Genomic DNA, 23,315 nt, shown 5'->3' with positions numbered 1-23,315 from the left:
GCAGCTCTTTATAGAGTCACCTTTCCTACAAGAGGCCGGTGCCTGGTAGAAACCGCAGACGAAGCTCAAGACTCGCCCGCAAAACCTTGTTTTTTGACATAGACTCAACCCGCGTCAGACCTTCTCAGGCGGAGTTTTCATGTCGATACAACGGGCATCTCAAGTCGCTTTGATCAGCGGTGCGGGCAGTGAACAAGGGATAGGTATCGCCATAGCCCGTCGTCTAGGCCAAGGAGGAATCAAGCTCATCATTACCGCTAGTAGTTCTCGTATCCATGCGCGAGTAGCAGAGCTACGCGCCGCTGGCTTTGATGTTGAAGGCCGCGTGGCAGATCTGACGGATGAGGATCAGGTCGTGCGACTGGCACGATGGGCTCTGGAGATCTGGGGGCACGTAGACATTCTTGTTAACAACGCAGGCATGACTGCCCAAGGTAGCCCTGAGCCCTTCGCAGCGCTTGCAAATATGAGTTTGCCTATGTGGGAGCAGTCGCTTGCCAGGAATTTGACGAGCGCCTTTCTTCTGACCCGCGAGCTAATACCTGCGATGCAAGCACAAAAGTACGGGAGAGTGATCAATATCAGCTCAACCACGGGTACGGTGGCCAGCAACGTAGGCGAATCCGCTTACAGCGCCGCCAAAGCTGGGATGGTGGGTATGAGCATGAGCCTCGCACTGGAGATGGCACAACAAGGCATTACTGTCAATACGGTTGCGCCCGGCTGGATTGCTACTGCGTCCAGCACCCCTGAAGAATTGGCAGCCGCTGCTCACGTACCAATTGGACGACCAGGTCGTCCCGAAGAAGTTGCCGCTGCTGTCGCCTTCCTTGCCTCTTCAGAGGCCAGTTACGTCACAGGAACAACGCTGCTCGTCGATGGAGGAAACTGTTTGCAGGAGAATAAGTCCCGCTTCTGACTTGCCAGAGTCTTTGGCTATTGGCGAAGCAAAAGTTTCCTTCTAGTAGAGCATGCGGCTTAGAGGACCGCTATTGGCCCAGGCTGTGTGAAAACATCTCGACTAATTTGACTGCTCAAAAAGTATCCTGAAAATCGCGCGCTTAAGCAAAATCTTGGGCTGGTTAAGCCCCATCTCTTTTCAGATTTCATGTAGGACCGCGATTATCGAAAGCTAGCGGGGCGGGGGCACACAGCCCGGGTCGATAGTGCTTGAGTGAGGTGCCTGAATAAAAATACATCCCTCAAGCATTGCTTCTAGCTTTCCGCTTTTCTCCTACCCAAAGGAAGATATGTGCGGCGCTGAAAAAGCAAAATGCTCTCAGTTTTTGAGAGCTGAGAGCATCAATCCCACGTGTTATGAATCAGTATTCCCAGAAGATGCGTTGCAGCTCCTTGCTGTCCTGGGTCTTGGTCATGGCGACCATGGCGAGAATCCGCGCCTTCTGAGGGTTTAAGTCATGCGCCACTACCCAGTCGTACTTGTCGTCTGGCTGCTCGGCGTTGCGCAATACGAAACCACCCTGGTTTACGTGGGACGAGCGAATGATCTGCACACCGTTTTTGTGCAACTCCTGCAAAGCCGGCACTACCCGAGACGAGACTGAGCCATTGCCGGTCCCTGCATGGATGATTGCTTTGGCGCCACTCTGTGCCAGAGCCTTGTAGGCCGTGTCGCTGACGTTGCCATAGCTGTAAGCAATATCCACCTGTGGCAGGCTGCTGATTTGCTTGATGTCAAACTCCGACAGGGTGGTGTGACGTTTGGCGGGGAGGCGGAACCAGTACGACTTACCTTCTACTACCATGCCCATCGGGCCCCAGGCGCTCTTGAAGGCTTCAGTCTTGATGTTGACGGACTTGCTCACGTCGCGACCAGACTGAATCTCGTCGTTCATGGTCACCAATACGCCTTTGCCACGCGACTGCTTGTCGCTGGCTACGGCCACGGCGTTGTAGAGGTTGAGCATGCCGTCGGCGGACATGGCAGTACCTGGACGCATCGAGCCAACCACCACGATCGGTTTTTCGGTTTTTTCGACTAGGTTGAGGAAGTAAGCGGTCTCTTCCAGGGTGTCAGTGCCGTGGGTGATGACGATGCCGTCGACATCGTTGCTGTCGGCTAGCTCAGAGACCCGCTTAGCAAGCTTCAACAAGTCCACATTCGTAATGCTCTCGGACGCAATTTGCATCACCTGCTCGCCGCGCACATTGGCGAGATCCGCTAGCTCCGGCACACCGGCGATGAGCTTGTCGACGCCAAGCTTGGCGGCTTGGTAGGTGGCGCTATTGGCAGCGCTGGCCCCGGCGCCGGCAATAGTCCCGCCAGTTGCGAGGATGACCACGTTGGCCAGCTTCTGCTGGGTTTCTGCTTCTTTAGCAGAAGCCGCGGTTGGCACGATAAGCAGCAGCGCCAATGCGCTGGGTGCGAAGGTTTTCAAAGCAGCATTCATTGTTTTGTCTCTCTTCCTGATGAGATTGGTTGCTGTGTTGCGCCTACTCCAAGGCAGGTTTCGTACCAGTGTCTGCCTGGCGCATCGAAATTGTAGACGACCCTATATCTGAGCAGTTTCAGAGGGAAAGGGCGTCACAGAGCGATCCCCTTATCCGGAATATCGAACAATCAAACGTGTCCCTGTTCGGTTTTCCGGCGCGCAGAACCCCACGGCTGTTCATCTTCAGGGCCAGCTGCTGCATGGGTTTCTGCTTTTTGACTAGCTGTAAAAGAATTGCAAAGAAGAGGCTGAGTCCTATTCCGGAAAAAGGCGGAAGGTGATGTGGTGTCTCGTGATGCTGCGAGCCCTTAGTCTCTTCATGTCAAAAATAGAGGGAGGTGCAGCAGGGGAGCAAAGCGACTACCATTCGGATTTAGCACACACAAAAAGGAACGGTTTCGATGTCTAGACTCGCAGAGTTTCGGGAACTTGAGCGGAATTTGGCTGCCCAGCTTGCAGAGCTGGAAAATCTGAAAAATGACGCCGGCTTGAAAAAGGAGATGGAGTTTGAAGAAAAACTTCGTGATTTGCTGGCGAGCTATGGCTATAGCCTTCGTGACGTCATCAATATTCTAGATCCTCAAGCTGCTCGCCGCGCGCCTACTGTAGCAGCGTCTAACGCCGCGCAGCGGAAGCCCCGAGAAGTCAAGGTCTACAAAAATCCTAACAATGGTGAGGTGATTGAGACAAAAGGTGGTAACCATCGCCTCCTCAAGCAGTGGAAGCAAGAATACGGCGCTGACGTCGTGGAATCTTGGATCGCTCGCTGAGTGTGGACTAGTTCGACACTGCTCTGCGTCGGGTCGGCTTGTCGAGGTCACCACTAGACCGCCCCCTAGATAGGCTGCGTGAGGCGGGTCGGCGAGCCGGTCCCGCTTCGCGTGCTCATTATGAATCTCCAACATCCAAAATGTGAGGTGCCCCCACTCAGGACTTCTCATGCTCTGGGTCATGCGGGCATCTACCAAATGGTGTACTCGATAAATAATAGAGCGTAGTAGAGGGGTTCAAATGATTAAGCATGCGGCTCAGTGATTTGGATATTTTCTGTCCGCTATGTTCTCTCCGCTCTATCATCGATTTGACTGCTTCCGTGAATTCATTTTGGTGTGGGGGTAATTGTTCTTTCATTTCTCACGCTCCTCGCTCGAATTTTTGGTTGGTACCATGCAGACTATAATGCAACTATAGTTGTGCTGATTCGTCAAGCGGGATTTTAGCTGTGAGGAGAGGGGCCGTAGTGGTTTTTGTGATTGTCATCATCAGTTCAGTTTTTTGAGGGTCATATATATTATTGGCTTATCTTTGTTGGTTTGGTAAGTGTCATAAACACAAGCATTATCTAGGCCATTCTACATTCGTTTTTTGTGTTTTTTTTAGCGCTGAGAGCTTGCTGTTTTTCATCGGTTGGTTGATCTTTTAGATGAATGTCTATGTCGAGGTCAGTGCTATGGAATCGCAGTCAATAAAAGCCGTGCCAGCCGTCAAGGCTTTCACTAGTGAGCAACGCCTTAGGCTGGCGTCATACTTAAATGAGAGAAGTGACTTGAAACAAATGGCGTTGTTATCTCTCTTGGCCAACGGTTATCGTTACAATGAATTGGTGTCAGCGAAGGTTTCGAAGACTCGGCAGGATTACTGCTACTTTGCAGAGATCAGCAAGAGCAAGTGCCGGACTGATCAGCCCCAGCTTTATTTCGGTAAGCACGTGACTGATTGGATCGCTTTCGCGTCTCTGAAGCCAGGTGCATTATTATTTTCTAGTGAGAGATTCAAGAAAAAACCTATGAGTCGGGTCGTGCTCACGAGAATGGTTAAGAGCTGGCTTGTTGTAATGGGGTGTGAAGATGAAGTCGACTTAGGGGCGCTACAGCTGTTCCGAAGAAAGGCGCTGGCGACAAGAAGAACTGCGTTTCGTACATGATTGTTGAGTGAATTTGAGTGGGCGCAATCGCTACCACCGGCTGGCCCATTTATTCACTGAAGTATGACTGATGATGAATCTTCGGGCTATCAGGTGGCCATGAGGCAGGAGTGAGGTGTCAGGAAGATCTGCGACCAGCTTCTTGGAGTCGCAGATCGTAGGCCTTTTCGGGAGTGCTTTGCCCCGAAGAGCAGTACTAATCCCTAAGGTGATCGAAGGCTAGTGACACGGCCCCCTTGCAATATTAAATTGCCATCCTTGATTGGATCCAAGGATGAGTCATGGAGCAAGCGAATTTCCAGGTCGATGCGCGCCTGGCCACGCTGTTAGGGCAGGGGTATTCGTCGACAGAAAAGGCTCTTAAGGAGCTGGTAGACAACGCGTGGGATGCCGACGCAGAAGAAGTGATTATCGTCCTACCAGAACCACTGAGCGATCAGCCCATCTCCGTCAGCGATAACGGCAATGGCATGACTGTGATCGAGCTAAAATCTCAGTACATGAAGATCGCATCCGACTGCCGCTTGAGGCGGGGAGAGCGGACTCTCGGAAAGCAAAGGGTTATCAAAGGCCGAAAGGGCATCGGCAAGTTTGCAGGGCTGATGGCTGCATCGGTGATGACCTTAAGCACTCGCGCCCGCGGCCAGTCTGCGTCATTTACACTGAGCGTCGACAATCTCCAGCAGGCTGCTGACATTGAGCATCTTCCCATCGACATAGCGGTGTCGAGCTGTGGAGAGGGCGATCATGGAACCTCGATCCAGCTGACGCATCTCCGGCAAGATCTGAGCTATCCGAATCCGGTCCAGCTCAGACAAGAGCTGATCAAGGAGTATGGCCGGCAGTCTGGATTCACCATCATCATCAATGGAAAGCCTCTGGGCATTGATGATCTCGAAGGCACCTATAAGGAAGAATCCGAGACGTTGTCATCTGCGGGTGACGTAGCGCTGAGGTTTTCAATCAGCAACAAAAAGACAGGCTTACGGGAGCCAGGGATCACATTGCTCGTCGATGGTAAGGCCATTGGTAAACCGGGGTTCTTTGGGCTGGATGTATGTGACGATGTACCGCCTAAGTTGCTGCGCAAACTCTACGGTGAGATCAGTGCTGATGGACTGAGGGACTACATCACGGCTGGCTGGGATTCCGTGATCGAGAACAGCGAAAGCTACCAGCGGGTCGCTGAATACGTCCAGCAGACAGTGAAGGAGGCGCTCCATCTAACTCATGCCCAGGAGATGCAGCTTGCGCACGCAAGGTTGAAGAAGGCACTGAACCTGAGCATGTCGAAGCTCCCTGAGCACAAGCGTCAATTTGCTGAGGAGGCCATCAAAAAGGTCTTGGACAAGTACTACGACGAGCCTGAACACAAGGTGGAGGCAATCGCGTTTGTGGTGCTTCAGGCCATTGAGCGCTCCGACTACGCAGCCGTCATCGAGCACCTGGCTGAAGCGAAGAAGGCAGACGTAGCAGCAGTCGCTGAGGCGCTTGAGCAGTTCGGCCTAGCGGATATGGCAATTCTCGTGGAGCAGGCAAAAGCCCGAATGGCTTTCCTGGACTGGTTGGAAAGCCTGGTAGAAAATAAGGCCTGCCTTGAAGTCGCGGTTCACCGCGCTATCGAGAAGGCTCTCTGGGTCATCGGAGCTGAATTCACCGCGTTCAGCTCCAATGAAGGGCTCAAGAAACAGGTCGAGGAGTATTTAGGTGTCAAGTACCAGGGGAAATCTGGTGCAGATCGACCTGACCTTCTGCTCAATGAAAATTTGAATGGTGAGTACCTGCTCATAGAATTCAAGAGGCCCTCGCATGGCTTGAACCATGAGGATTACCAGCAGGCCACAAGGTATCGGCATGAGTTTGCAAAATACACAGCAAAGCCGATAACTGTATTGTTGCTCGGTGGCCGGCGATCCACTGATTTCCCCGTGCAGTATGTCGAACCGAATGTGAGGCTTCTCTTATTCTCAGACATCATCGCAACGGCGCGCCGTCAACTTAAATGGCAGCTGGAAAAGGTATGATCTTGAGTTTGGCGCTACGTGAGGCAGGCGCGCCAACCAAAAAAACCGAAAAACCGCCCCTAGTACCCAGGTGCGGCGGTTTTTCGATTGCTAGAGGCGCTACTGCAAGTCAACCACACCCTCTTCATGAAATCGCTCAGCCTGCTGGACAAGAGCGATATCATTGACGAGTTCGTCACAGCGCCCGAACCGGCGGTAGAAGCGGTTGAGGTTGCAAGCGTAGATCGTATAGCCGCCTTTTTCCGTCAGGTCCACATAGAGTCGTTCGAACCGCCCAATGTGCTCGCCATAGGTATCGAGGTGTGGATGCACGATGCGATACAGCTGTGAGTTCTCTGGGTAATTGACCCGTGGCGCTCTCAAAACCGGATCGACAAGCGCTTCGTGGTTCGATTTGTACTCGTTGCAGTCTGCGCACACCACACACAGGTTTTTGGGCTCAAACATGAAGGCCAAGTGCTGGGATTTCGGCACAATGTGTTCGATTGGAGATCCGGCGGCTGAACGGGTACATACAGGCCCTTGGCAGTAAGCACACACCAAGCGCTGCACGTTCCTGTAATGCTCCCGGATCTCCCTGCGTACCGGCTGTAGATCGTCATCCCCCCAGCTGGTGTGCGAGAAATCAGCAGAGCGTTTCTTCGCCTCAATTAGGTCTAGAGCTGCCTCACTTAACACCACGGGATTAGTGATCATCGGCATAGGTTTCACACAGCATGGCAACAGAGCGGATCAGCTCCTTCACTGGATCTTTGCTTTCGAGCTGCTCGTCGAATTTCAGCAGCCTTTTCAGGTCGTCACGAGATGTGTCATCCAAGGATTTGCTGTGCTTCACCTTTGCCAGCAGGTTGAAGGCCAGCCGTGAGATGTACTCGTTCATGATGCCAGGGGCATCAAAAAGCTCTGCCAGCTGGAAATCGGCTGACTTGTCGTGGAAGTCAGTAGCGTCATAAAGCTCGCCGCGAGTAAGAGACACTATGTAGCAGCCCTCACCTCGGAGCCTAGCTATGATTTGAGGGGAATGAGTGGCGATAACAAACTGGCAATCCCTGTACCCAGCGAAAGAATTTATCAACAGTTCCATAAATTCTTCCTGCCATCTTGGATGCAGACTGATTTCCGGCTCATCTATCAAAACTAACGACTCGTCACAGATGTGACCAGCGATGCCGAGAATGAGTACTAATAGGCATTGCTCGCCTGAGCTGGCCTTCTTTAGCGAAAGCTGTCCAAAACCTTGTTTCTCCAGAACAAGGTCAATAAGGCGAACCAGCCCCACTTCCATAAGAACCAAGATCGCTCGTATGGTGGAAGTGCTCGTAGGTTGACCGTCAACAGAAAGCGTAGACGCTGCGAAATTTGCATTCAACTCAATGGCACGTTTTGAGGTGAGTACCTCACCGACCTTCACCATCGAATCGAGAACCTCTAGCCTTCGACCGAGCGATAGATTCTGTAAAAGCTCGAAATACCTTTCATCCACGTGAATGTCATGTTCACGTTCGAGTCGGCGTAGCTCTATTGCTAGGCTGCTACCCTCAATGAGCGCCACCTGAGACTCTTTACGTTTCGACCTCAAGTAGCTAGGCTTCAGTAAAAAATCTGCCGATGGTTCAAATTGCAAAGACTGAAAAACCGCGTTTAGATCATGGCTGCCTTCAGTCTTTGATAGCTTTTCAAGCAGCCCCTTTGCAGCAGAAGAAATTAGCGATACCGAAGACGATGATTGGTAAATGCTCTCAGTGCGCATGCCAACGTAACGGTATGAGGGACTTATAATCAAACTTGGGCGTTTAGCGCTAGGGAATTTATCAAAAGGGCTGGTGGAAATTCCAATAATTCTTTTGAAGTCGCGTCTTACGCTTCCTGCCCTAACTAAATCTGCTAGTAGCCGGCTTTTACCGATGCCGTTCTTCCCAATGATCACAGTGTAGTAATTTCTGATCGCAGAGCTTACTTCCGAGGGAGTGATATCTATCCACTCCCCATCAAATTTCACATCTACTAACCTTTTTACCATCAATCAACTCCTTGTATGCAATCGTTTCGAGCGTCTGCTTAACCTTAATCACACTTTGACAAAGGTCTGATGGGAGGCGTGGGCGGTCCGGTTAAGCCGATCTCCGTTTTAGACCATCAGGTGATCTTACAACAAGTGGCTTTCTGATGGCATGGCTCAGCGGCGAGGTTCAGAGTCTCGCTTGTTATCTCTATGGGAGGCTTGATTTTCACTTGCTCTGGCCGGGCAGCCTATGACTACCGTGCGTCAACCTTGGGCGAATCGAGTACCGCCTAGCCCGAAAAGGTCAGTAACCAGGGAGGGCGGTACCCTTCGAGATACTGCTCAGGGCCAGTTTTCAAGCCAGGGTTGGCAGTTAATGCAGGAGTGAGGAGGGGCTTGTTACAAATTTTTTTGGCTTTTTTCAGACGGTCATTGAGTAAGCCCCATTGACACTGTGACAAGAAATTCAAGTTTGAAAAATAGTCGAACAAAAAAATCCTAAGTTTTTCGGGTGCTTAATTTTTTGTGCGAGTTTGCTGCGTTGACATGCCGTTAATTAATTGTCGATTTGACAGTTTTTTGTTGATTTTGTAATCGAGTCTTGATCGGTCAAGTGCTGGACAGTTGCTGACGGACATGCTTCTATTTTCGACATCGCTTAATGCTCGGGGCAGAATAATGGCAGTCGTTAGATTCATTAACTACAAGCCGGCAGTCGTCTATTGTAATGATGGCGAGGTAAACGAGATTGCTCATAAAGACCCCTCGGGTGTAGATAAGGTCATTTATGGCTTCCCGCAGCTTTACTGGTCGGACGGCTCACCATGGGATGTTGGTAATTTTTGGCTCAGTACTTTCACCATGCAAGTAGTGCATGGCGGGATGGATTTGGCAACACTAGTTAGTTTAGCCTACTGCTTAAGGCATTACATGGCTTTTTTAGAGAGGGAAAAAATTTCATGGCTGTCATTTCCCTTGATTCAGGATCGTCGCTGTTTATTCCAGTATCACAGCGAGTTACAGGCGCTAAGAAAAGCTGGAGATATTTCTTTAAGCTCTGCTAAAGGGCGAAGCAAAGCAGTAATTAGATTATACAAAGCAGTAGTGGATTACCATCTGCTAACGATTTCTCCTGATATCTTCGAGGACGTAACTCAAGTATCGCAAGTCGCAAATATCTCGGGCTTGGAGCGTACGTTGGCGGTTAGTAAAGAGCAACTGAAGGTCAGAGGCAGTAAAGACAGTATGCTCAAAGTGGAGGATGGTTTAATTCCTCTTGGTTATGAAAATCAAGCGCTTGTGCTAGATATTGCATATGAACACTGTTCGCCCGAAGTATACCTGATGCTAATTCTCGGATTTTATACCGGAATGAGACTGGGTACGATTTGTGATTTAAAATTGTTGACACTGAAACACGCGAAGCTTTCGGAGGATGGGAGCTATTACTCATTATCGGTGGGCCCGGCTGTAAGATATGCACCTGTAGCTACCAAGGGTGGAGTGACTGGCGAGGTTTCGGTTCCAGCTGTTGTTTACGACATGCTCATCTCGTACGTGAAATCCCCCAGAAGGTTGCTGCGCGCTGCGAAAGTGGAAACAAAAGGAGCCGAGAATCTGATTTTCATCAATAAGAATGGCCGATCTTATTGTAGGCCGGGCAAAGATCGCAGTAGCACAGTAAATGATGAAATTTCACGAGTCAGAGCCGTAGCGCTTTGTCGTGGTGTATCCCTTCGGTTTAAATTTCATGAGACTAGGGCGACGTTTGGAACAAACTTTGTGGTGGAGAACCTCAAGCAGCCTAATGCTCAGCTTAATTCTGTTATTGGTGTTCTAAGGGGGTTAATGCTGCACAAGTCAGAAAAAACTACAATGACATATATCCGGTATGTGCAAAATCACAAAGAACGAGCGAAATGGTCGAGTGTGTATTTTCGCAAGTGTGAGGAACTGAGGAGGAAGTGGTGATTTTGACTAAGTCTGAGCAAGAACTCGGTTTTGAGCACTGTGACCTGACCGGTAATAGGCCTATGACAAGCTTCCGCTATCTGCTTTATGTTGGAGGAGCGGCAGCCAATCAGAACTCTATGAATAGATTGTTAGCTGCTGGGGATCTAGGATTTCCAAGGCTGGAAAGGTTGCATTTAGTAAGTCTGTTTCATGGATATATTGAAAGACAGTTCAGGGATAAAGTTCGAGGCACCATTTTCGATGATGTGTATTGCTTGAGGCAGCTGTATGTTGAATATGACAGGTTAGGTGTGGACCTGTCGGTGGACAATATCGTACGGTGCTTTGAGTCCTATAGTCAAGGCCGCTGGGAGCAAGTTCTGAAAGGGGTTTGCTCTATTTCCGCTGAAACAGCGTACACGCAAGACAAGAGTATCCTTAGTTCCATCAATGGGGCATTGGAGCTTCCCCCTGGAATTGTAAGGTCGGCTTTTGATTATTCGGAGCTGAGGCGCAGGGGGTTGCTAGGTCGCTTAAAGGTAGATAAGAGCAGCTCGAGTGAAGGGTTTCAATTTGGTGCTGATCTGTTGGATGTGATTGAGTCATTTAGCGCTGAATCCTGCTTCGGTGAATTACCATTAGCCGTTAATTTTTCGGATGGAGGCAGTTATGAGTGTTGGGGTGTTTTGCACAATCCCGCCAGGCGTAAAAATAAGGCTCAGGGCCGTAAAGAATCTGCGCGCTGTCCAAATGCAGTGAGAAGGTTGGAGCGCGAAAGGGAAAAGAGGCGTGTAGCTGGTGATATTCGTTCTCGCGCTGATATTGTCAATTTGAGAGTTCATGCAGAGTTTAACTTGTTTCTGTCCCAAACAGGTTTCAATGTTTCAACTGCTTATAATTTGCCGTATGAAGATTACCGCTGCACAACGATTGAAGGTGGATGCAGAATAGAGGCTTACAAGCCCAGGAAACAAAGTGATGTTGAGATTATTGTTTATGCTGAGTATAAGGATCACTTTCTAAAATATCTGCGCTTTTTGCGAGAGGTTTACCCTAATGGCCCTAAATACCTTTTCCCTTTTCGTTCCAGGGAGGGTAAGCGGGCTGGGAAATACAGGCAAGGGACTTTTAGTAAGTTCATGAAAAGCGCTCAGAGAAAGTGCTTGGCAGCAAATTCTTTGCGGAAAACGCGTGTCAACTGGATGCTTAGAGAAACACATGATCCTGATTTTGTTGCGAGTGAGGCTCAGCACTCCAAGCGAACCTTGGTAGAGGTCTATTCGGCTCCAAGTCAAGAAATAGCATTTGGTGAGTGGTCGAATTTTTTTTCTAAAAGAAAGTTATCAAGGGAATCCGTGCTTGATGGCGAGTGCACGCCTCGAAGTGCCGAACCGCTGGAGGGTAGCCCGATTGCTCCTGACTGTTTGAATCCTACAGGGTGCCTCTTTTGTGTCTACTATCAAGGCAAGAAGTCACTTGATTATATCTGGTCGTTAGTGACTTTTCGATATCTAAAATATTCTGAGTTTAAGTTAATTCCCATTAATATGGATATCATTAGCTCACCTCAGAAGGTTGTTGTGGATCGTATCGATAAAATCATAGAGGCTTTTTCCAGCCAAGATGAGCAGTGCAAGGCGTGGAAAGAAGAAGCTGAGTTTAGAATGCTGGAAAGAAATTTCCATGAAAGCTACCGAGGTTTAATAGAGGTTCGATTTAATGGTTGAGCTTATGGATTCGAATGTGAGAATGGAGAACCCTCCAATTAATTCTCTGAATAGCCAGTTATCTGTGTTTCCTCCTCCAGATGACTTTCCCGTATGTATCGATAAAAATGGTGTAATTCTAGCGAGATTTGGTGATGATAGATGGCCGATGCACGAATGGCTTGGGAAAGTCTATGCGTTCAGTTTTGGATTGAAGAGTACGAATAAAAATCCTAGCTGGTTGTGCGAGGGAGAGTCGTACCTGTTCCGCTTGATTATGATTTTAATCATGTGGGTTACGCCAGAGAAGATTGAGCCATCGACCCTTCAGTCCCGTTATAATAACGTCAAGAGGATATTCAGGTTTTGCTCCTCGAAAAACATTTCTGTTTCGGAGTTTTTCAGGTATCCTCATTTGGTTTCAGAATTTATAGGAGAGATTTCTAAGAGTGCGATAAATTACGTTTCTATATTTCGTGCTATATATGAATATGAAGGCCTACTCGGTTTCAAAGTCCTAAATCCTGCCCAGATATATGAGTTGATTTGTGCAAGCAGGAAGCATACATCAACACAGACGCCTTACATACCTTCGCGCATCTCCAATCTCCATTTGACTCGGTCGTTGGAGTTGATGAAGGATTACAATAGTCTAGCAGACTCATTTGAAAGCTTGTTTGACTATGTCTGGAGGTCCTATCAAGTCAATAATCCCACCTGGGGGCGGGAAGAAAAATTATTGAGTCCCTTTTCCCGAAAGATGGCTAGTGTTAAAGGACGAACCTATAGTGGGTCGTTTGAGGAAGTGTCTGAGAGGTATGGGGTTAAGGATGTATTGGCTAAGTGGATGTTTCGCGCGTCGCGGAAAACTGAAAAAATCACCTTGCTCACTCTTTCGTCATTTTTTAATGCGGTGACTTTGATTGGTGCTACCTGCATTGCGAGCTTGACTGCTATGCGGAGGGAAGAAATCAATAACCTGAGGATCGATTGCTTTGATGCTGTCGAGCTGGAGGGGAATTCAGTATTTTTTTTGCGAGGTGAGACCACCAAAACTATCAAGGATGATGATGCAAGATGGATCACTTGCATAGATACCTTAGATGTAGTTACGGCAATGGCATCCATTGCTCGATTGAGGATGAAGGTGGCGATTGCCTTAGGCGTTTGTCATGATGAAGATGAGGTCGATAATCCGTACTTGATACTTCGTGCATATGAGCCCTGGTCCAAAGGTCACGCCGAAGCTGTTGTAACCGCCACTAGCTTAAGAAAGAATATAGGCGCAACGATGATTGGTTCGCAGTGTCCGTCATTGTTTGGGCGTGAAGAGTTGCTGATTACCCATCAAGATTTTGATGAAGCTGTGAAAGCTAACCCTGACTTGGACGTTGAGAGGTACGCTGTAGGCAAACCCTGGACTTTTGGATTTCATCAGTTCCGAAGAACACTCATGGTCAATGCTTGTCTTTCTCAAATGGTATCTCCGCAATCCCTTCAGTATCAACTGAAACACCTGTATCTAATGATGTCTATGTATTACGGTCGAAACTCTTCAGGTTTGGCGTTTAGCTCGAAAGCCCGGGATGAATATATTAGCGCTGCCTACGAGGGCATGGCCAAAAAAGCACTAGAGCTAAGAGGTCCGAAGTTTGTTTCTCTTATCAGTCCTTTGCATAAAGAGCGTGCGGTCAGCTTTTTCGAGGAGAAGAGCTTGAACCAGTTAATCGCGCAAGCTCGAAAGGGAGTAACAGTTGTAAAGGAAACCATACTCGGTGTTTGCCTCAATACGGAACCTTGCGAATACGGAAGTGCGGATTATGTGCTTGCTTGTAATCAATGCGTCTCAGGTCTTGCTTCCAAGGAAAATTTGCCAGTGGTCAAGCGAGTAAATAACTGGCTGGAATCACAATTGGAATCCGCTTCTGGGGATGGGCCTCGAAGGGATGCATTGTTGGCGCAGCATAATTTTACACAGCGTTTGATTAACGTCGTCATGGTGGAGTGATAAAATGAAAGAAAGTGCTGAAGATGAGTACAGAAAAGCGTTTAAGCGACTTGTTGAAGGTAAAGCTTTAAGGATTGACAAAAAATCCGCTACGACTTTAGCCAATATAGCGCGAGAGGCGGGCCGGGATCCATCCGCGCTTAAAAGGTCTCGTTATCCCACGTTTGTGTCTGAAGTTGAATTTCATAATGAAAATGTCGGTTCCACTCTGGAACGCAGAGATCGTTCTCTGAGTGCGCAGCTAGCATCCGCGAGAGCAGAAAATAAGTCCCTGCGTGCGCGTTGCTTAGGCTTGAGCGCTGAAAGGGATGCGGCCCAGTCTAAAGTTCTGAATCTTCAACAGGTTTTAGTGGAGAAAAGCTTCCAGCTTGAAGGCCTCGAAGGACCATCCAACGTGGCTATATTCGATCAGCGTGTCCGTCAAAAATTCCTGCAACGCGCACGTGATGCCGAGTGATTATCGGACTGAGATAGAGCTTCTGGTGCGGTGAAGTTTGTATGAGGCCAGAGTATTTTCCGGCTTTGTGCCGCTTTTTGTTCAGCATGGCATGTTTGTTTAGCGGCTAACTGAACACGATCGGCTCGACCGTAGGGCCCGGCAGTAGTCCACAGAGCAGATAAATTGGGACGGTACGGACATTGCGGTTTTTCGCTCAAGCCCGCATGTTTGATGGGCTACAGGCCAGTCCGTCCGTATCAGTCAAACCTGTGGTCGTTGCTGATGCTCTCGGAGGCGATCTGCATCACCTGTTCGCCGCGCACATTGGCAATGTCGGCCAGTTCCGGCACGCCGGCAATCAGCTTGTCGATGCCCAGCTTGGCAGCTTGGTAGGTCGCGCTGTTGGCGGCGCTGGCGCCGGCGCCAGCAATGGTGCCGCCGGTGGCGAGGATGACCACATTGGCGAGCTTCTGCTGTTGTTCGGCTTCCTTGGCGGAAACGGCCATCGGCAGTGCAAGCAGCAGGGCGAGGGCGCCCGGCGCGAAGGTTTTCAGTGCGGTGTTCATTATTTTTTCTTCTCTCTTCCAAATGAGATGTTTGTTCGCAACAGGTTGTAGGCAGGTTCCGTACCAAGGGTGCAGTAGCCGCGAGGTGCGGGACGAGTTGAGTCGGATTTTTCGCGAGCAAGCCCGCTCCCATCCGTGTGTGGAGAGCGCAAGCATGGCGTTGCCAGTGGAGGGATGGGCTTGTCCAAGAAGAGGGTGGCAGGTGTTTTGCTATTCGGAAACCCGAACAATCCCTACAAGGGCTATTCGGTTTTCCGACTATTTGCCGGATAATCTCCGAGTAGCACGACCGGGCCTGGAACGCCGGAAAGTCATTTGACAAAACCTGTTCCTGTTCCCATAGTAAGGCAGCGCAAACGTTTGCGGTCCGATAAAAATCACAAGATTCGGAGTTAATCCCATGAAGCTGCCGTTCCCCGGTCGTCTGCTGGCTATTGCCGTTCTCTCCTCCCTGTCTCTCGCCATTCCGCTGTCCCAGGCCCATGCCGAGGACAAGCCCAAGGTCGCACTGGTCATGAAATCGCTGGCCAACGAATTCTTCCGCACCATGGAAGATGGCGCCAAGGCCTACCAGAAAGAACATCCGAATGAATTCGACCTGGTCGCCAACGGCATCAAGGACGAAACCGACACTGGCAACCAGATCCGCATCGTCGAGCAGATGATCGCCACCGGCGCCAACGCCCTGATCATCGCGCCGGCCGACTCCAAGGCCTTGGTCCCTGTGATCAAGAAAGCCATGGATGCCGGCATCACTGTCGTCAACATCGACAACCGTCTCGACCCCGAAGTGCTCAAGAGCAAAGGCATCAGCGTGCCGTTCGTTGGCCCTGACAACCGCAAGGGCGCGCGTCTGGTCGGCGACTACCTGGCGAAAGAGAAGCTCAAGGCTGGCGATCAGGTTGGCATCATCGAAGGTGTGCCGACCACCACCAACGCCCAGCAGCGCACCGCCGGCTTCAAGGATGCGATGGAAGCCGCGCAGATGAAAATCGTCTCGGTGCAGTCCGGCAACTGGGAGATCGACAAGGGCAACGCCGTTGCCGCCTCGATGCTCAACGAATACCCCGACCTCAAGGCGCTGCTGGCGGGTAACGACAGCATGGCCCTGGGCGCTGTCTCGGCCGTGCGTGCCGCTGGCAAGACTGGCCAGGTGCAGGTAGTCGGTTACGACAACATCAACGCCATCAAACCGATGCTCAAGGATGGCCGCGTGCTCGCCACGCTCGACCAGGCCGCCAGCCAGCAGGCTGTGTTCGGTATCCAGGCGGCGCTGAAGATGGTCAAGGGCGAGAAGCCTGATGTCGATGCCGACAATGTCATCCAGACACCGGTAGAACTGATCACCAAGTGATGCTGACAGTGCGCTGAGTCCGATGGCAGTGGTGGTTCGCCGCTTACGCAGAGTCAGCGCCAGTTCAAGCAGTTGCAGCTCGTTCCATGAGAGAGGTGGCCATGTCGGCCCATGAATCCGTGCTCAGTGTCACCGGCCTGGGCAAGACGTACGCCCAGCCCGTGCTCGGTGATGTCACGCTAGACCTGCGCGGCGGCGAGGTGCTCGCTTTGACCGGCGAGAACGGCGCCGGCAAGAGCACCTTGTCCAAGCTCATCAGTGGCCTGGAAACCCCCACCACCGGGCAGATGACCTACCGCGGCCAGCCCTATAGCCCTGGCAGTCGCAGCGAGGCCGAGCGCCTCGGTGTGCGCATGGTGATGCAGGAACTCAACCTGCTGCCCACGCTCACTGTTGCCGAGAACCTGTTTCTCGACAACCTGCCCAGCCATGCCGGCTGGATCAGTCAGAAACGCCTGCGCCAGTTGGCGACCGCGGCCATGGCCCAGGTCGGGCTGGACGCCATCGATCCGGACACCCCGGTCGGCGAGCTGGGCATCGGTCATCAGCAAATGGTCGAAATCGCCCGCAACCTGATCGGCGACTGCCATGTGCTGATCTTCGACGAGCCCACCGCGATGCTCACTGCGCGCGAGGTGGGGCTGTTGTTCACGCAGATCGAGCGCCTGCGTCAGCGGGGTGTGGCCATCGTCTATATCTCGCACCGGCTCGAAGAGCTGCAGCGCGTATCGCAGCGTATTGCCGTGCTGCGCGACGGCAAGCTGGTGTGCGCCGAGCCGATCGCTCGCTACAGCAGCAACGAACTGGTCAATCTGATGGTGGGGCGCGAAGTCGGCGAGCACATCGACCTTGGTCGCCGCGAAATCGGCGCACCGCTGCTCAAGGTGGAGCACATGACCCGTGGCGACAAGGTGCGCGATGTGTCGTTCGAGGTCAGGGCAGGGGAGATCTTCGGTATTTCCGGGCTGATTGGCGCCGGGCGTACCGAGTTGTTGCGGCTGATCTATGGTGCTGATCGCGCCGACAGCGGCAGCATTCAGCTGGGGCGCCCGCTACAACCGGTCAACATCGATTCGCCCAAGGCTGCCGTGCGTGCCGGCATTGCCCTGATCACTGAAGACCGCAAGGGCGAAGGCCTGTTGTTGCCGCACTCGATCAGCGCCAACGTCGCCTTGGGTAACCTCGGCGCGGTCTCCCGCGCTGGAGTGCTCGACCCCCACGCCGAGCGCCAGCTTGCCGAGCGGCAGATCAGCGCCATGCGTATCCGCAGCGCGAGCCCCGCCCAGGCGGTCGGTGAGCTGTCCGGTGGCAACCAGCAGAAGGTGGTGATCGGTCGCTGGTTGGAGCGCGACTGCCAGGTGCTGATGTTCGATGAGCCCACCCGCGGCATCGATGTTGGCGCCAAGTTCGATATCTACGGGTTGCTGGCCGAACTCGCCCGCCAGGGCAAGGCCCTGGTGGTGGTGTCCAGCGACCTGCGCGAGCTGATGCTGATCTGCGACCGCATCGCCGTGCTTTCCGCTGGCCAACTGATCGAGACCTTCGACCGTGATGGCTGGAGCCAGGACCAGATCCTTGCCGCTGCCTTCGCCGGTTACCAGAAACGTGACGCATTGCTGCACGACGCAGCTCCCAGGATGGACGCATGAAGACTCCCACCCTCGACTCCGCCGGTACGCCGGTACGCCGCAGCGGCACCTATTTCGGCCTGGGCACCTACCTGGGGCTGGCCGGTGCCTTGCTGGCGATGATCGTGCTGTTCTCGTTCCTGAGCAGCCACTTCCTCTCTTATGCCACCTTCAGCACCTTGGCCAACCAGATCCCTGACCTGATGGTGCTGGCCGTCGGCATGACCTTCGTGCTGATCATCGGTGGCATCGACCTGTCAGTCGGTTCGGTGCTTGCGCTGGCTGCCTCGACCGTCAGCGTCGCCATCCTCGGCTGGGGCTGGAGCGTATTGCCTGCCGCGCTGTTGGGCATGGCCATTGCCGCCCTGGCCGGCAGCATCACTGGCGCGGTGACCGTGGCCTGGCGCATTCCGTCGTTCATCGTCTCGCTTGGCGTGCTGGAAATGGCCCGTGGCCTGGCCTACCAGTTCACCAATTCGCGCACCGCCTACATTGGCGACGCGTTCTCCTGGTTCTCCAACCCGATCGCTTTCGGTATTTCTCCGGCCTTCATCATTGCCTTGCTGGTGATCATCCTCGCCCAGCTGGTACTGACCCGCACGGTGTTCGGTCGCTACCTGATCGGCATCGGCACCAATGAAGAGGCCGTGCGCCTGGCAGGTATCGATCCGCGTCCGTACAAGATCGGGGTCTTTGCCTTGATGGGCCTGCTGGCGGGGCTGGCCGCGCTGTTCCAGATCTCGCGCCTTGAAGCTGCAGATCCGAACGCCGGTTCTGGCCTTGAGTTGCAGGTGATTGCCGCCGTGGTGATCGGCGGCACCAGCCTGATGGGTGGGCGAGGCTCGATCATCAGCACCTTCTTCGGTGTGCTGATCATTTCCGTGCTGGCCGCAGGCTTGGCGCAGATCGGCGCTTCCGAGCCAACCAAGCGTATCATCACGGGCGCTGTGATCGTCATCGCCGTGGTCCTCGACACCTACCGCAGCCGACGCGCGACCCGGCGGAACTGACCCATGGCAACCATCAAAGACGTCGCGGCACTGGCGGGTATTTCCTACACCACCGTGTCCCATGTACTGAACAAGACCCGCCCGGTCAGTGAACACGTGCGCCTGAAGGTCGAGGCCGCCATCGCCGAGCTGGACTACGTGCCCAGTGCCGTGGCGCGCTCGCTCAAGGCGCGCAGCACCGCGACCATTGGCCTGCTGGTGCCCAGCAGCGTCAACCCTTACTTCGCCGAGCTGGCTCGCGGTATCGAGGACGGCTGCGAGCGCAACGGTTATTGCGTGATCCTGTGCAACTCGGACGATGATCCGAAGAAGCAGCGCAGCTACCTGCGGGTGCTGCTGGAAAAACGCATCGATGGCCTGATCGTCGCCTCGGTGGGCGAGGACCGTGACCTGCTCGAGAGCCTGGCTGCCGTGCGCACGCCAATGGTCATCGTCGACCGGGCCTTGGAAGGCGTCGATGCCGACCTTGTGCGTATCGATCACGAGCTGGGGGCCTATCTGGCCACGCGCCACCTGCTTGAACTTGGCCATACCGACATCGCCTGCATCGGCGGCCCGGCCGAGACCGGCGTCAGCCAACTGCGCGTGAGCGGTTTTCGTCGTGCCATGGCCGAGGCCGGGCTGAACGTGGCGGACAATCGCGTGCTGCACAGCGACTTTACCAGCCCCGGTGGCCACGCAGCGGCCGCACAGTTGCTCGAGGATGAGCCGCCGACGGCGATTTTCGCTGGCAACGACATGATCGGTTTCGGCGTGTTGCGCGCTGCGGCCGAGCGCAATATCGACGTCCCTGGCCAGCTATCGGTGATCGGTTTCGACGACATCGAGCTGAGCCGCTATGTGTATCCGCCGCTGACCACTGTCGGCCAGTCGATCCGCGAGCTGGGCGACAGCGCCGCGCAGTTGCTGCTGTCGCGCATCGCCACACCGCGTCGCGATGCGGCGCAGCAACGTATCGTCGCGCCGCGTATCGTGCTGCGCGAATCCACCGGGCCGCGCCCGGACCTGTTCAATGATTACCGCTAAGGAAGACCCATGCATGCCAAGGTCGTAGTGGTCGGCAGCCTCAACATGGACCTGGTGGCCCGTGCCGAGCGTCTGCCGCGTGGCGGCGAAACCCTCGCCGGCGACAGTTTCTTCACCGTACCCGGTGGCAAGGGTGCCAATCAGGCCGTTGCTGCCGCGCGCCTGGGGGCGAGCGTGGCCATGGTCGGCAATGTAGGCGATGACGCCTATGGCCAGCAATTGCGCCAGGCGCTGGAGGCAGAAAAGATCGATTGCCAGGCCGTGAGCGTCTGTGCAGGCGTATCCAGCGGTGTGGCGCTGATCGTGGTGGATGCCACCAGCCAGAACGCCATCGTCATCATCCCGGGCGGCAATGGGCTGCTGACCCCCGAGTCGGTGCAGCGCTTCGATGCGTTGCTGCACAACGCCGAGGTGATCATCTGCCAGCTCGAAGTGCCGCCTGCCACTGTGGAGTGGACGCTGGCCCGCGGTCGCGAGCTGGGCAAGACGGTCATCCTCAACCCGGCCCCGGCAACGGGCCCACTGCCGCGGGAGTGGTTCGCCCATATCGACTACCTGATCCCCAACGAGAGCGAGGCCGAGGCCTTGACCGGCCTGTCGGTGAGCGATATCGACAGTGCTCGCTGCGCCGCCGAGCGTCTGCGCGAATGGGGTGCGAGCAAGGTCATCGTCACCCTGGGTGCCGAAGGGGCGCTGTTCGTCAGTGAGGGCGGCAGCCGTCATTTCCCGGCAACCAAGGTCAAGCCACTGGACACTACGGCGGCAGGCGACACCTTCGTCGGCGGCTTCGCTGCGGGGCTTGCCTGCGGGCTGCAGGAGGGCGAGGCGATCGTGCGTGGCCAGCGGGCTGCGGCCATCTCGGTCACCCGCGCGGGGGCGCAGCCATCCATTCCCTTCCTCAAGGAGTTGGCGCCATGAAGAAGACCGCACTGCTCAATATCGCCCTCTCGCGCACCATTGCCGGTCTGGGGCATGGCGACATCCTGGTGATCGGCGATGCCGGCCTGCCGGTGCCGCCAGGTGTGGAGCTGATCGACCTGGCATTGACGCCGGGCATTCCGGACTTTGCCAGCGTTCTGCGCGTGGTGCTCAGCGAAATGCAGGTGGAGCGGCATGTGTTGGCCGACGAGATTTTCAGTGCCGCACCGCCTGGGCTGGTGGGTGTCGAGGAGCAACATGCACTGGGCTTGCTCGGTGAGCGCGAGCGTATGCCCCATGATGAATTCAAGGCCCTGAGCCGACGGGCGCGGGCGGTGATTCGCACGGGGGAATGCAAGCCCTACAGCAATATTGCGTTGATTGCGGGCGTCACGTTCTGAGGTAGTCGGCGGATGTGCCGGCCTATCGCGTGACGCGCCCTCTGAAACAGACCAAACAATAAAAGCAAAGGAGTGAAGCGGGATGTTGATCAACAAAGCCAAACGTTTGCTACAAGGAGTCGTGCTTATGTCCACGATGGCTGCTGCCAGTGCATTCGCCGCCCCGCGTGACCTGATCATCGACACTGACCCCGGCGCCGACGATGTCGTGGCCTTGTTCCTGGCCATGGCTTCGCCCGAGGAGCTGAAGATCCGCGCCATCACCACCGTCGCCGGCAATGTGCGCCTCGACAAGACCTCCCGCAACGCGCGCCTGGCGCGCGAATGGGCCGGTCGTGAAGACATTCCGGTATACGCCGGGGCAGGGCGCCCACTGGTGCGTGCGCCGATCTACGCCGCCGATGTCCATGGCGAGGAAGGCTTGACGGGTGTCGCGGTGCATGAGCCCAAGCAGCCTCTGGCCAAAGGCAACGCCGTGCAGTATCTGGTCGACACCCTCGATGCCGCCGAGCCCCACAGCATCACCATCGCCATGCTCGGCCCGCAGACCAACCTGGCCCTGGCGCTGATCCAGAAGCCGGAAATCGTCAAGGGCATCAAGGAAGTGGTGATCATGGGTGGCGCCCACTTCAATGGCGGCAATATCACCCCGGTGGCCGAGTTCAACCTCTACGCCGATCCGCACGCTGCCGAAGTGGTGCTGGCCAGCGGCGTCAAGCTGACGTACCTGCCGCTGGACGTGACCCACAAGATCATCACCAGCGACGCACGTCTCAAGCAGCTCGCCGCTGTCGGCAACGACGCCAGCAAGAAGGTGGTGGACATCCTCAACGCCTACATCAAGTACGACATGGACAAGTACGGCATGAGCGGTGGCCCGGTACACGACGCCACCGTCATCGCCTACCTGCTCAAGCCCGAGCTGTTCAGTGGCAAGCAGATCCACATGACCGTCGACAGCCGCGAAGGCCCGACCTTCGCCCAGACTGTCGCCGACTGGTACGGCGTGCTCAAGCAGCCGGCCAACGTGATGTGGATCGAAAATGGTGACGCCCAGGGCTTCTTCGACCTGCTCAGCGCGCGCCTGGCTCGATTGAAATAGTGTCGTGCGGCGCGTAGCGCTCGAACACCTGTTCGATGAAGCTGCGCGCCGCCTCGCTGCCACGATCGCGCACCAGCAGGTCGATGGCGATCAGCAACAATTCTTCCGGAGTGCCCGGGCTGTAGGCACTCTGGCCCTCGGCCCATTTGACCTTGATGTCGGCGTCTATGCTGTGGGTGTTCATGCGGGTACTCGCGACTGTGCCTGGTGCCTGGGGTCGAACACCGGCTCCTGGCGTTCGCGGGGGAGGCGAGACGCACTCCACGTCTGCCAAGTAAATCATGCCTTTGCAGCCGTTGCGCTGCGACTTAAGCATAAGCAGGCCGCTCGCCCTAACCAATCGCCACGGTGCAAAATCCGGTCACGATTGCTTTTGGCCTCATCTGGCGAGATCAGGCAGACTTGAGCGGTTTTGCAACAAACTGTAAGCGGAGCGGTCGCATATGACAGTTCCCAAGATCGATTAGGAGGATTCATGTTCCGTACCCGCGCTTCCCTGGCGACCTTGCTGATGGCTGCCGTCCTGGCTGGTTGCAGCACCGGTGGCTCGTCTGATGGCGGCAGCGCCGCGCCGGCGACCCCCGCCGGTGGTGATGGCCGTTGCAGTGCCAGCGGCGCCGATTTCACCGTCGGCAAGCCGGGCACGCCCGAGCTGCTGGAGCAGGCCCGCAAGGCAACTGGCGCGCAGATCGCCCGGATCCTCAAGCCCCATGATGTCGTCACCCTGGAATACCGCTCCGACCGTTTGAACCTGAACGTCGATGAGCAGGGCAAGGTCATTCGCGCCAACTGTGGCTGATC

Annotated in this window: 20 protein-coding genes and 1 pseudogene; 16 read left to right on the top strand and 5 right to left on the bottom strand. The window is 54.3% G+C overall.

Translation table 11 applies throughout. The features are described 5' to 3' along the window. The first annotated feature begins 139 nt into the window (after positions 1 to 139). Entirely contained in the window at positions 140 to 919 is a 780-nt protein-coding gene (locus tag HU748_RS15015) for an SDR family oxidoreductase (protein ID WP_186478168.1), read from the top strand. A gap of 403 nt (positions 920 to 1,322) precedes the next feature. Here the strand turns inward: HU748_RS15015 and HU748_RS15010 are convergent, their stop codons facing one another. After that, positions 1,323 to 2,411: an asparaginase gene (locus HU748_RS15010; RefSeq protein WP_186478169.1), complete on the bottom strand. Its 1,089-nt coding sequence runs from the start codon at positions 2,409 to 2,411 to the stop codon at positions 1,323 to 1,325. A 443-nt stretch (positions 2,412 to 2,854) separates the two neighbouring features. Here HU748_RS15010 and HU748_RS15005 point away from each other — a divergent pair, with 443 nt between their 5' ends. The 3 genes from HU748_RS15005 (at position 2,855) to HU748_RS14995 (ending at position 6,401) form a co-directional block, all read left to right on the top strand. Next, entirely contained in the window at positions 2,855 to 3,223 is a 369-nt protein-coding gene (locus tag HU748_RS15005; RefSeq protein ID WP_186478170.1) for a histone-like nucleoid-structuring protein, MvaT/MvaU family, read from the top strand. Between the two features lie 653 nt (positions 3,224 to 3,876). After that, the gene (locus HU748_RS15000; RefSeq protein ID WP_186478171.1) at positions 3,877 to 4,377 is read left to right on the top strand and encodes a hypothetical protein; all 501 of its coding nucleotides are present in this window, start codon (positions 3,877 to 3,879) and stop codon (positions 4,375 to 4,377) included. Positions 4,378 to 4,658: 281 nt separating this feature from the next. After that, positions 4,659 to 6,401, top strand: a complete 1,743-nt coding sequence (locus HU748_RS14995; RefSeq protein WP_186720917.1) for an ATP-binding protein — start codon at positions 4,659 to 4,661, stop codon at positions 6,399 to 6,401. 99 nt (positions 6,402 to 6,500) lie between these two features. Here HU748_RS14995 and HU748_RS14990 read toward each other — a convergent pair whose 3' ends face one another. Together HU748_RS14990 and HU748_RS14985 are read right to left on the bottom strand one after the other, a co-directional pair. Then, positions 6,501 to 7,097, bottom strand: a complete 597-nt coding sequence (locus HU748_RS14990; RefSeq protein WP_225917444.1) for an HNH endonuclease — start codon at positions 7,095 to 7,097, stop codon at positions 6,501 to 6,503. Continuing rightward, positions 7,087 to 8,421 carry an ATP-binding protein gene (locus HU748_RS14985; protein WP_186720913.1) on the bottom strand — a complete coding sequence of 445 codons (1,335 nt, stop codon included), beginning with the start codon at positions 8,419 to 8,421 and terminating at the stop codon, positions 7,087 to 7,089. Before HU748_RS14985 ends, HU748_RS14990 begins: the two co-directional genes overlap by 11 nt. Before the next feature lie 660 nt (positions 8,422 to 9,081). On the opposite strand from HU748_RS14985, the gene HU748_RS14980 reads away from it, so the two are divergent. Genes HU748_RS14980 through HU748_RS14965 form a run of 4 tightly spaced genes read left to right on the top strand, consistent with a single transcriptional unit; the run spans position 9,082 to position 14,527 of the window. Beyond that, positions 9,082 to 10,374, top strand: a complete 1,293-nt coding sequence (locus HU748_RS14980) for a site-specific integrase (protein WP_186720911.1) — start codon at positions 9,082 to 9,084, stop codon at positions 10,372 to 10,374. Continuing rightward, positions 10,371 to 12,083, top strand: a complete 1,713-nt coding sequence (locus tag HU748_RS14975; protein WP_186720910.1) for a site-specific integrase — start codon at positions 10,371 to 10,373, stop codon at positions 12,081 to 12,083. Before HU748_RS14980 ends, HU748_RS14975 begins: the two co-directional genes overlap by 4 nt. After that, positions 12,076 to 14,070 (top strand): hypothetical protein, encoded by a 1,995-nt coding sequence (locus HU748_RS14970; RefSeq protein WP_186720909.1) that lies wholly within the window; start codon positions 12,076 to 12,078, stop codon positions 14,068 to 14,070. Before HU748_RS14975 ends, HU748_RS14970 begins: the two co-directional genes overlap by 8 nt. A 4-nt stretch (positions 14,071 to 14,074) precedes the next feature. Further along, positions 14,075 to 14,527 carry a hypothetical protein gene (locus tag HU748_RS14965; protein WP_186720908.1) on the top strand — a complete coding sequence of 151 codons (453 nt, stop codon included), beginning with the start codon at positions 14,075 to 14,077 and terminating at the stop codon, positions 14,525 to 14,527. Between the two features lie 251 nt (positions 14,528 to 14,778). Here the strand turns inward: HU748_RS14965 and HU748_RS14960 are convergent. Then, positions 14,779 to 15,075, bottom strand: a pseudogene (locus HU748_RS14960) (asparaginase domain-containing protein); the annotation flags it as partial. Positions 15,076 to 15,475: 400 nt separating this feature from the next. On the opposite strand from HU748_RS14960, the gene HU748_RS14955 reads away from it, so the two are divergent. From HU748_RS14955 to HU748_RS14925, 7 genes are all read left to right on the top strand, one after another. Further along, complete coding sequence (locus HU748_RS14955; RefSeq protein WP_186669081.1) at positions 15,476 to 16,429, top strand: sugar ABC transporter substrate-binding protein; 954 nt, start codon at positions 15,476 to 15,478, stop codon at positions 16,427 to 16,429. A gap of 95 nt (positions 16,430 to 16,524) precedes the next feature. Next, positions 16,525 to 18,078, top strand: coding sequence for an ATP-binding cassette domain-containing protein (locus HU748_RS14950; protein ID WP_186721009.1), 1,554 nt, complete (start codon positions 16,525 to 16,527; stop codon positions 18,076 to 18,078). Continuing rightward, positions 18,075 to 19,067, top strand: a complete 993-nt coding sequence (locus HU748_RS14945) for an ABC transporter permease (protein ID WP_186720907.1) — start codon at positions 18,075 to 18,077, stop codon at positions 19,065 to 19,067. Before HU748_RS14950 ends, HU748_RS14945 begins: the two co-directional genes overlap by 4 nt. 3 nt (positions 19,068 to 19,070) lie before the next feature. After that, a complete protein-coding gene (locus HU748_RS14940) occupies positions 19,071 to 20,093 on the top strand; it encodes a LacI family DNA-binding transcriptional regulator (protein WP_186669085.1) in 1,023 nt (340 codons plus the stop codon). Positions 20,094 to 20,102: 9 nt separating this feature from the next. Next, on the top strand, positions 20,103 to 21,011 hold the full coding sequence (gene rbsK, locus HU748_RS14935; RefSeq protein ID WP_186669087.1) for a ribokinase: 909 nt from the start codon (positions 20,103 to 20,105) through the stop codon (positions 21,009 to 21,011). Further along, the gene (rbsD, locus tag HU748_RS14930) at positions 21,008 to 21,412 is read left to right on the top strand and encodes a D-ribose pyranase (RefSeq protein WP_186720906.1); all 405 of its coding nucleotides are present in this window, start codon (positions 21,008 to 21,010) and stop codon (positions 21,410 to 21,412) included. The genes rbsK and rbsD overlap by 4 nt, the downstream gene beginning before the upstream one ends. A 136-nt stretch (positions 21,413 to 21,548) precedes the next feature. Continuing rightward, positions 21,549 to 22,514 carry a nucleoside hydrolase gene (locus tag HU748_RS14925; protein WP_186669157.1) on the top strand — a complete coding sequence of 322 codons (966 nt, stop codon included), beginning with the start codon at positions 21,549 to 21,551 and terminating at the stop codon, positions 22,512 to 22,514. On the opposite strand, the gene HU748_RS14920 is transcribed toward HU748_RS14925, so the two are convergent. After that, a complete protein-coding gene (locus HU748_RS14920) occupies positions 22,486 to 22,698 on the bottom strand; it encodes a hypothetical protein (protein WP_186669091.1) in 213 nt (70 codons plus the stop codon). The genes HU748_RS14925 and HU748_RS14920 overlap by 29 nt on opposite strands. Before the next feature lie 291 nt (positions 22,699 to 22,989). Here HU748_RS14920 and HU748_RS14915 point away from each other — a divergent pair, with 291 nt between their 5' ends. After that, positions 22,990 to 23,313: an I78 family peptidase inhibitor gene (locus HU748_RS14915; protein ID WP_186669093.1), complete on the top strand. Its 324-nt coding sequence runs from the start codon at positions 22,990 to 22,992 to the stop codon at positions 23,311 to 23,313. The last annotated feature ends 2 nt before the right edge of the window (positions 23,314 to 23,315 follow it).

The sequence above is a fragment of the Pseudomonas sp. RW3S2 genome (genome assembly GCF_014268955.1).
In the GTDB taxonomy this organism is placed as follows: Bacteria; Pseudomonadota; Gammaproteobacteria; order Pseudomonadales; family Pseudomonadaceae; genus Aquipseudomonas; species Aquipseudomonas wayambapalatensis.
The sequence above is the reverse complement of the archived record's forward strand: the minus strand, read 5'-3'. Positions and strand labels throughout refer to the sequence as shown.

What these genes read in the sequence shown, in the direction of transcription:
- HU748_RS14940 (WP_186669085.1), top strand. Translation starts at nt 19,071, where the DNA reads ATGGCAACCATCAAAGACGTCGCGGCACTGGCGGGTATTTCCTACACC.
- HU748_RS15010 (WP_186478169.1), bottom strand. Translation starts at nt 2,411, where the DNA reads ATGAATGCTGCTTTGAAAACCTTCGCACCCAGCGCATTGGCGCTGCTG.
- HU748_RS14945 (WP_186720907.1), top strand. Translation starts at nt 18,075, where the DNA reads ATGAAGACTCCCACCCTCGACTCCGCCGGTACGCCGGTACGCCGCAGC.
- HU748_RS14965 (WP_186720908.1), top strand. Translation starts at nt 14,075, where the DNA reads ATGAAAGAAAGTGCTGAAGATGAGTACAGAAAAGCGTTTAAGCGACTT.
- rbsK (WP_186669087.1), top strand. Translation starts at nt 20,103, where the DNA reads ATGCATGCCAAGGTCGTAGTGGTCGGCAGCCTCAACATGGACCTGGTG.
- HU748_RS14990 (WP_225917444.1), bottom strand. Translation starts at nt 7,097, where the DNA reads ATGATCACTAATCCCGTGGTGTTAAGTGAGGCAGCTCTAGACCTAATT.
- HU748_RS15015 (WP_186478168.1), top strand. Translation starts at nt 140, where the DNA reads ATGTCGATACAACGGGCATCTCAAGTCGCTTTGATCAGCGGTGCGGGC.
- HU748_RS14925 (WP_186669157.1), top strand. Translation starts at nt 21,549, where the DNA reads ATGGCTGCTGCCAGTGCATTCGCCGCCCCGCGTGACCTGATCATCGAC.
- HU748_RS14980 (WP_186720911.1), top strand. Translation starts at nt 9,082, where the DNA reads ATGGCAGTCGTTAGATTCATTAACTACAAGCCGGCAGTCGTCTATTGT.
- HU748_RS15005 (WP_186478170.1), top strand. Translation starts at nt 2,855, where the DNA reads ATGTCTAGACTCGCAGAGTTTCGGGAACTTGAGCGGAATTTGGCTGCC.
- HU748_RS14970 (WP_186720909.1), top strand. Translation starts at nt 12,076, where the DNA reads ATGGTTGAGCTTATGGATTCGAATGTGAGAATGGAGAACCCTCCAATT.
- rbsD (WP_186720906.1), top strand. Translation starts at nt 21,008, where the DNA reads ATGAAGAAGACCGCACTGCTCAATATCGCCCTCTCGCGCACCATTGCC.
- HU748_RS14995 (WP_186720917.1), top strand. Translation starts at nt 4,659, where the DNA reads ATGGAGCAAGCGAATTTCCAGGTCGATGCGCGCCTGGCCACGCTGTTA.
- HU748_RS15000 (WP_186478171.1), top strand. Translation starts at nt 3,877, where the DNA reads ATGAATGTCTATGTCGAGGTCAGTGCTATGGAATCGCAGTCAATAAAA.
- HU748_RS14985 (WP_186720913.1), bottom strand. Translation starts at nt 8,421, where the DNA reads ATGGTAAAAAGGTTAGTAGATGTGAAATTTGATGGGGAGTGGATAGAT.
- HU748_RS14955 (WP_186669081.1), top strand. Translation starts at nt 15,476, where the DNA reads ATGAAGCTGCCGTTCCCCGGTCGTCTGCTGGCTATTGCCGTTCTCTCC.
- HU748_RS14920 (WP_186669091.1), bottom strand. Translation starts at nt 22,698, where the DNA reads ATGAACACCCACAGCATAGACGCCGACATCAAGGTCAAATGGGCCGAG.
- HU748_RS14915 (WP_186669093.1), top strand. Translation starts at nt 22,990, where the DNA reads ATGTTCCGTACCCGCGCTTCCCTGGCGACCTTGCTGATGGCTGCCGTC.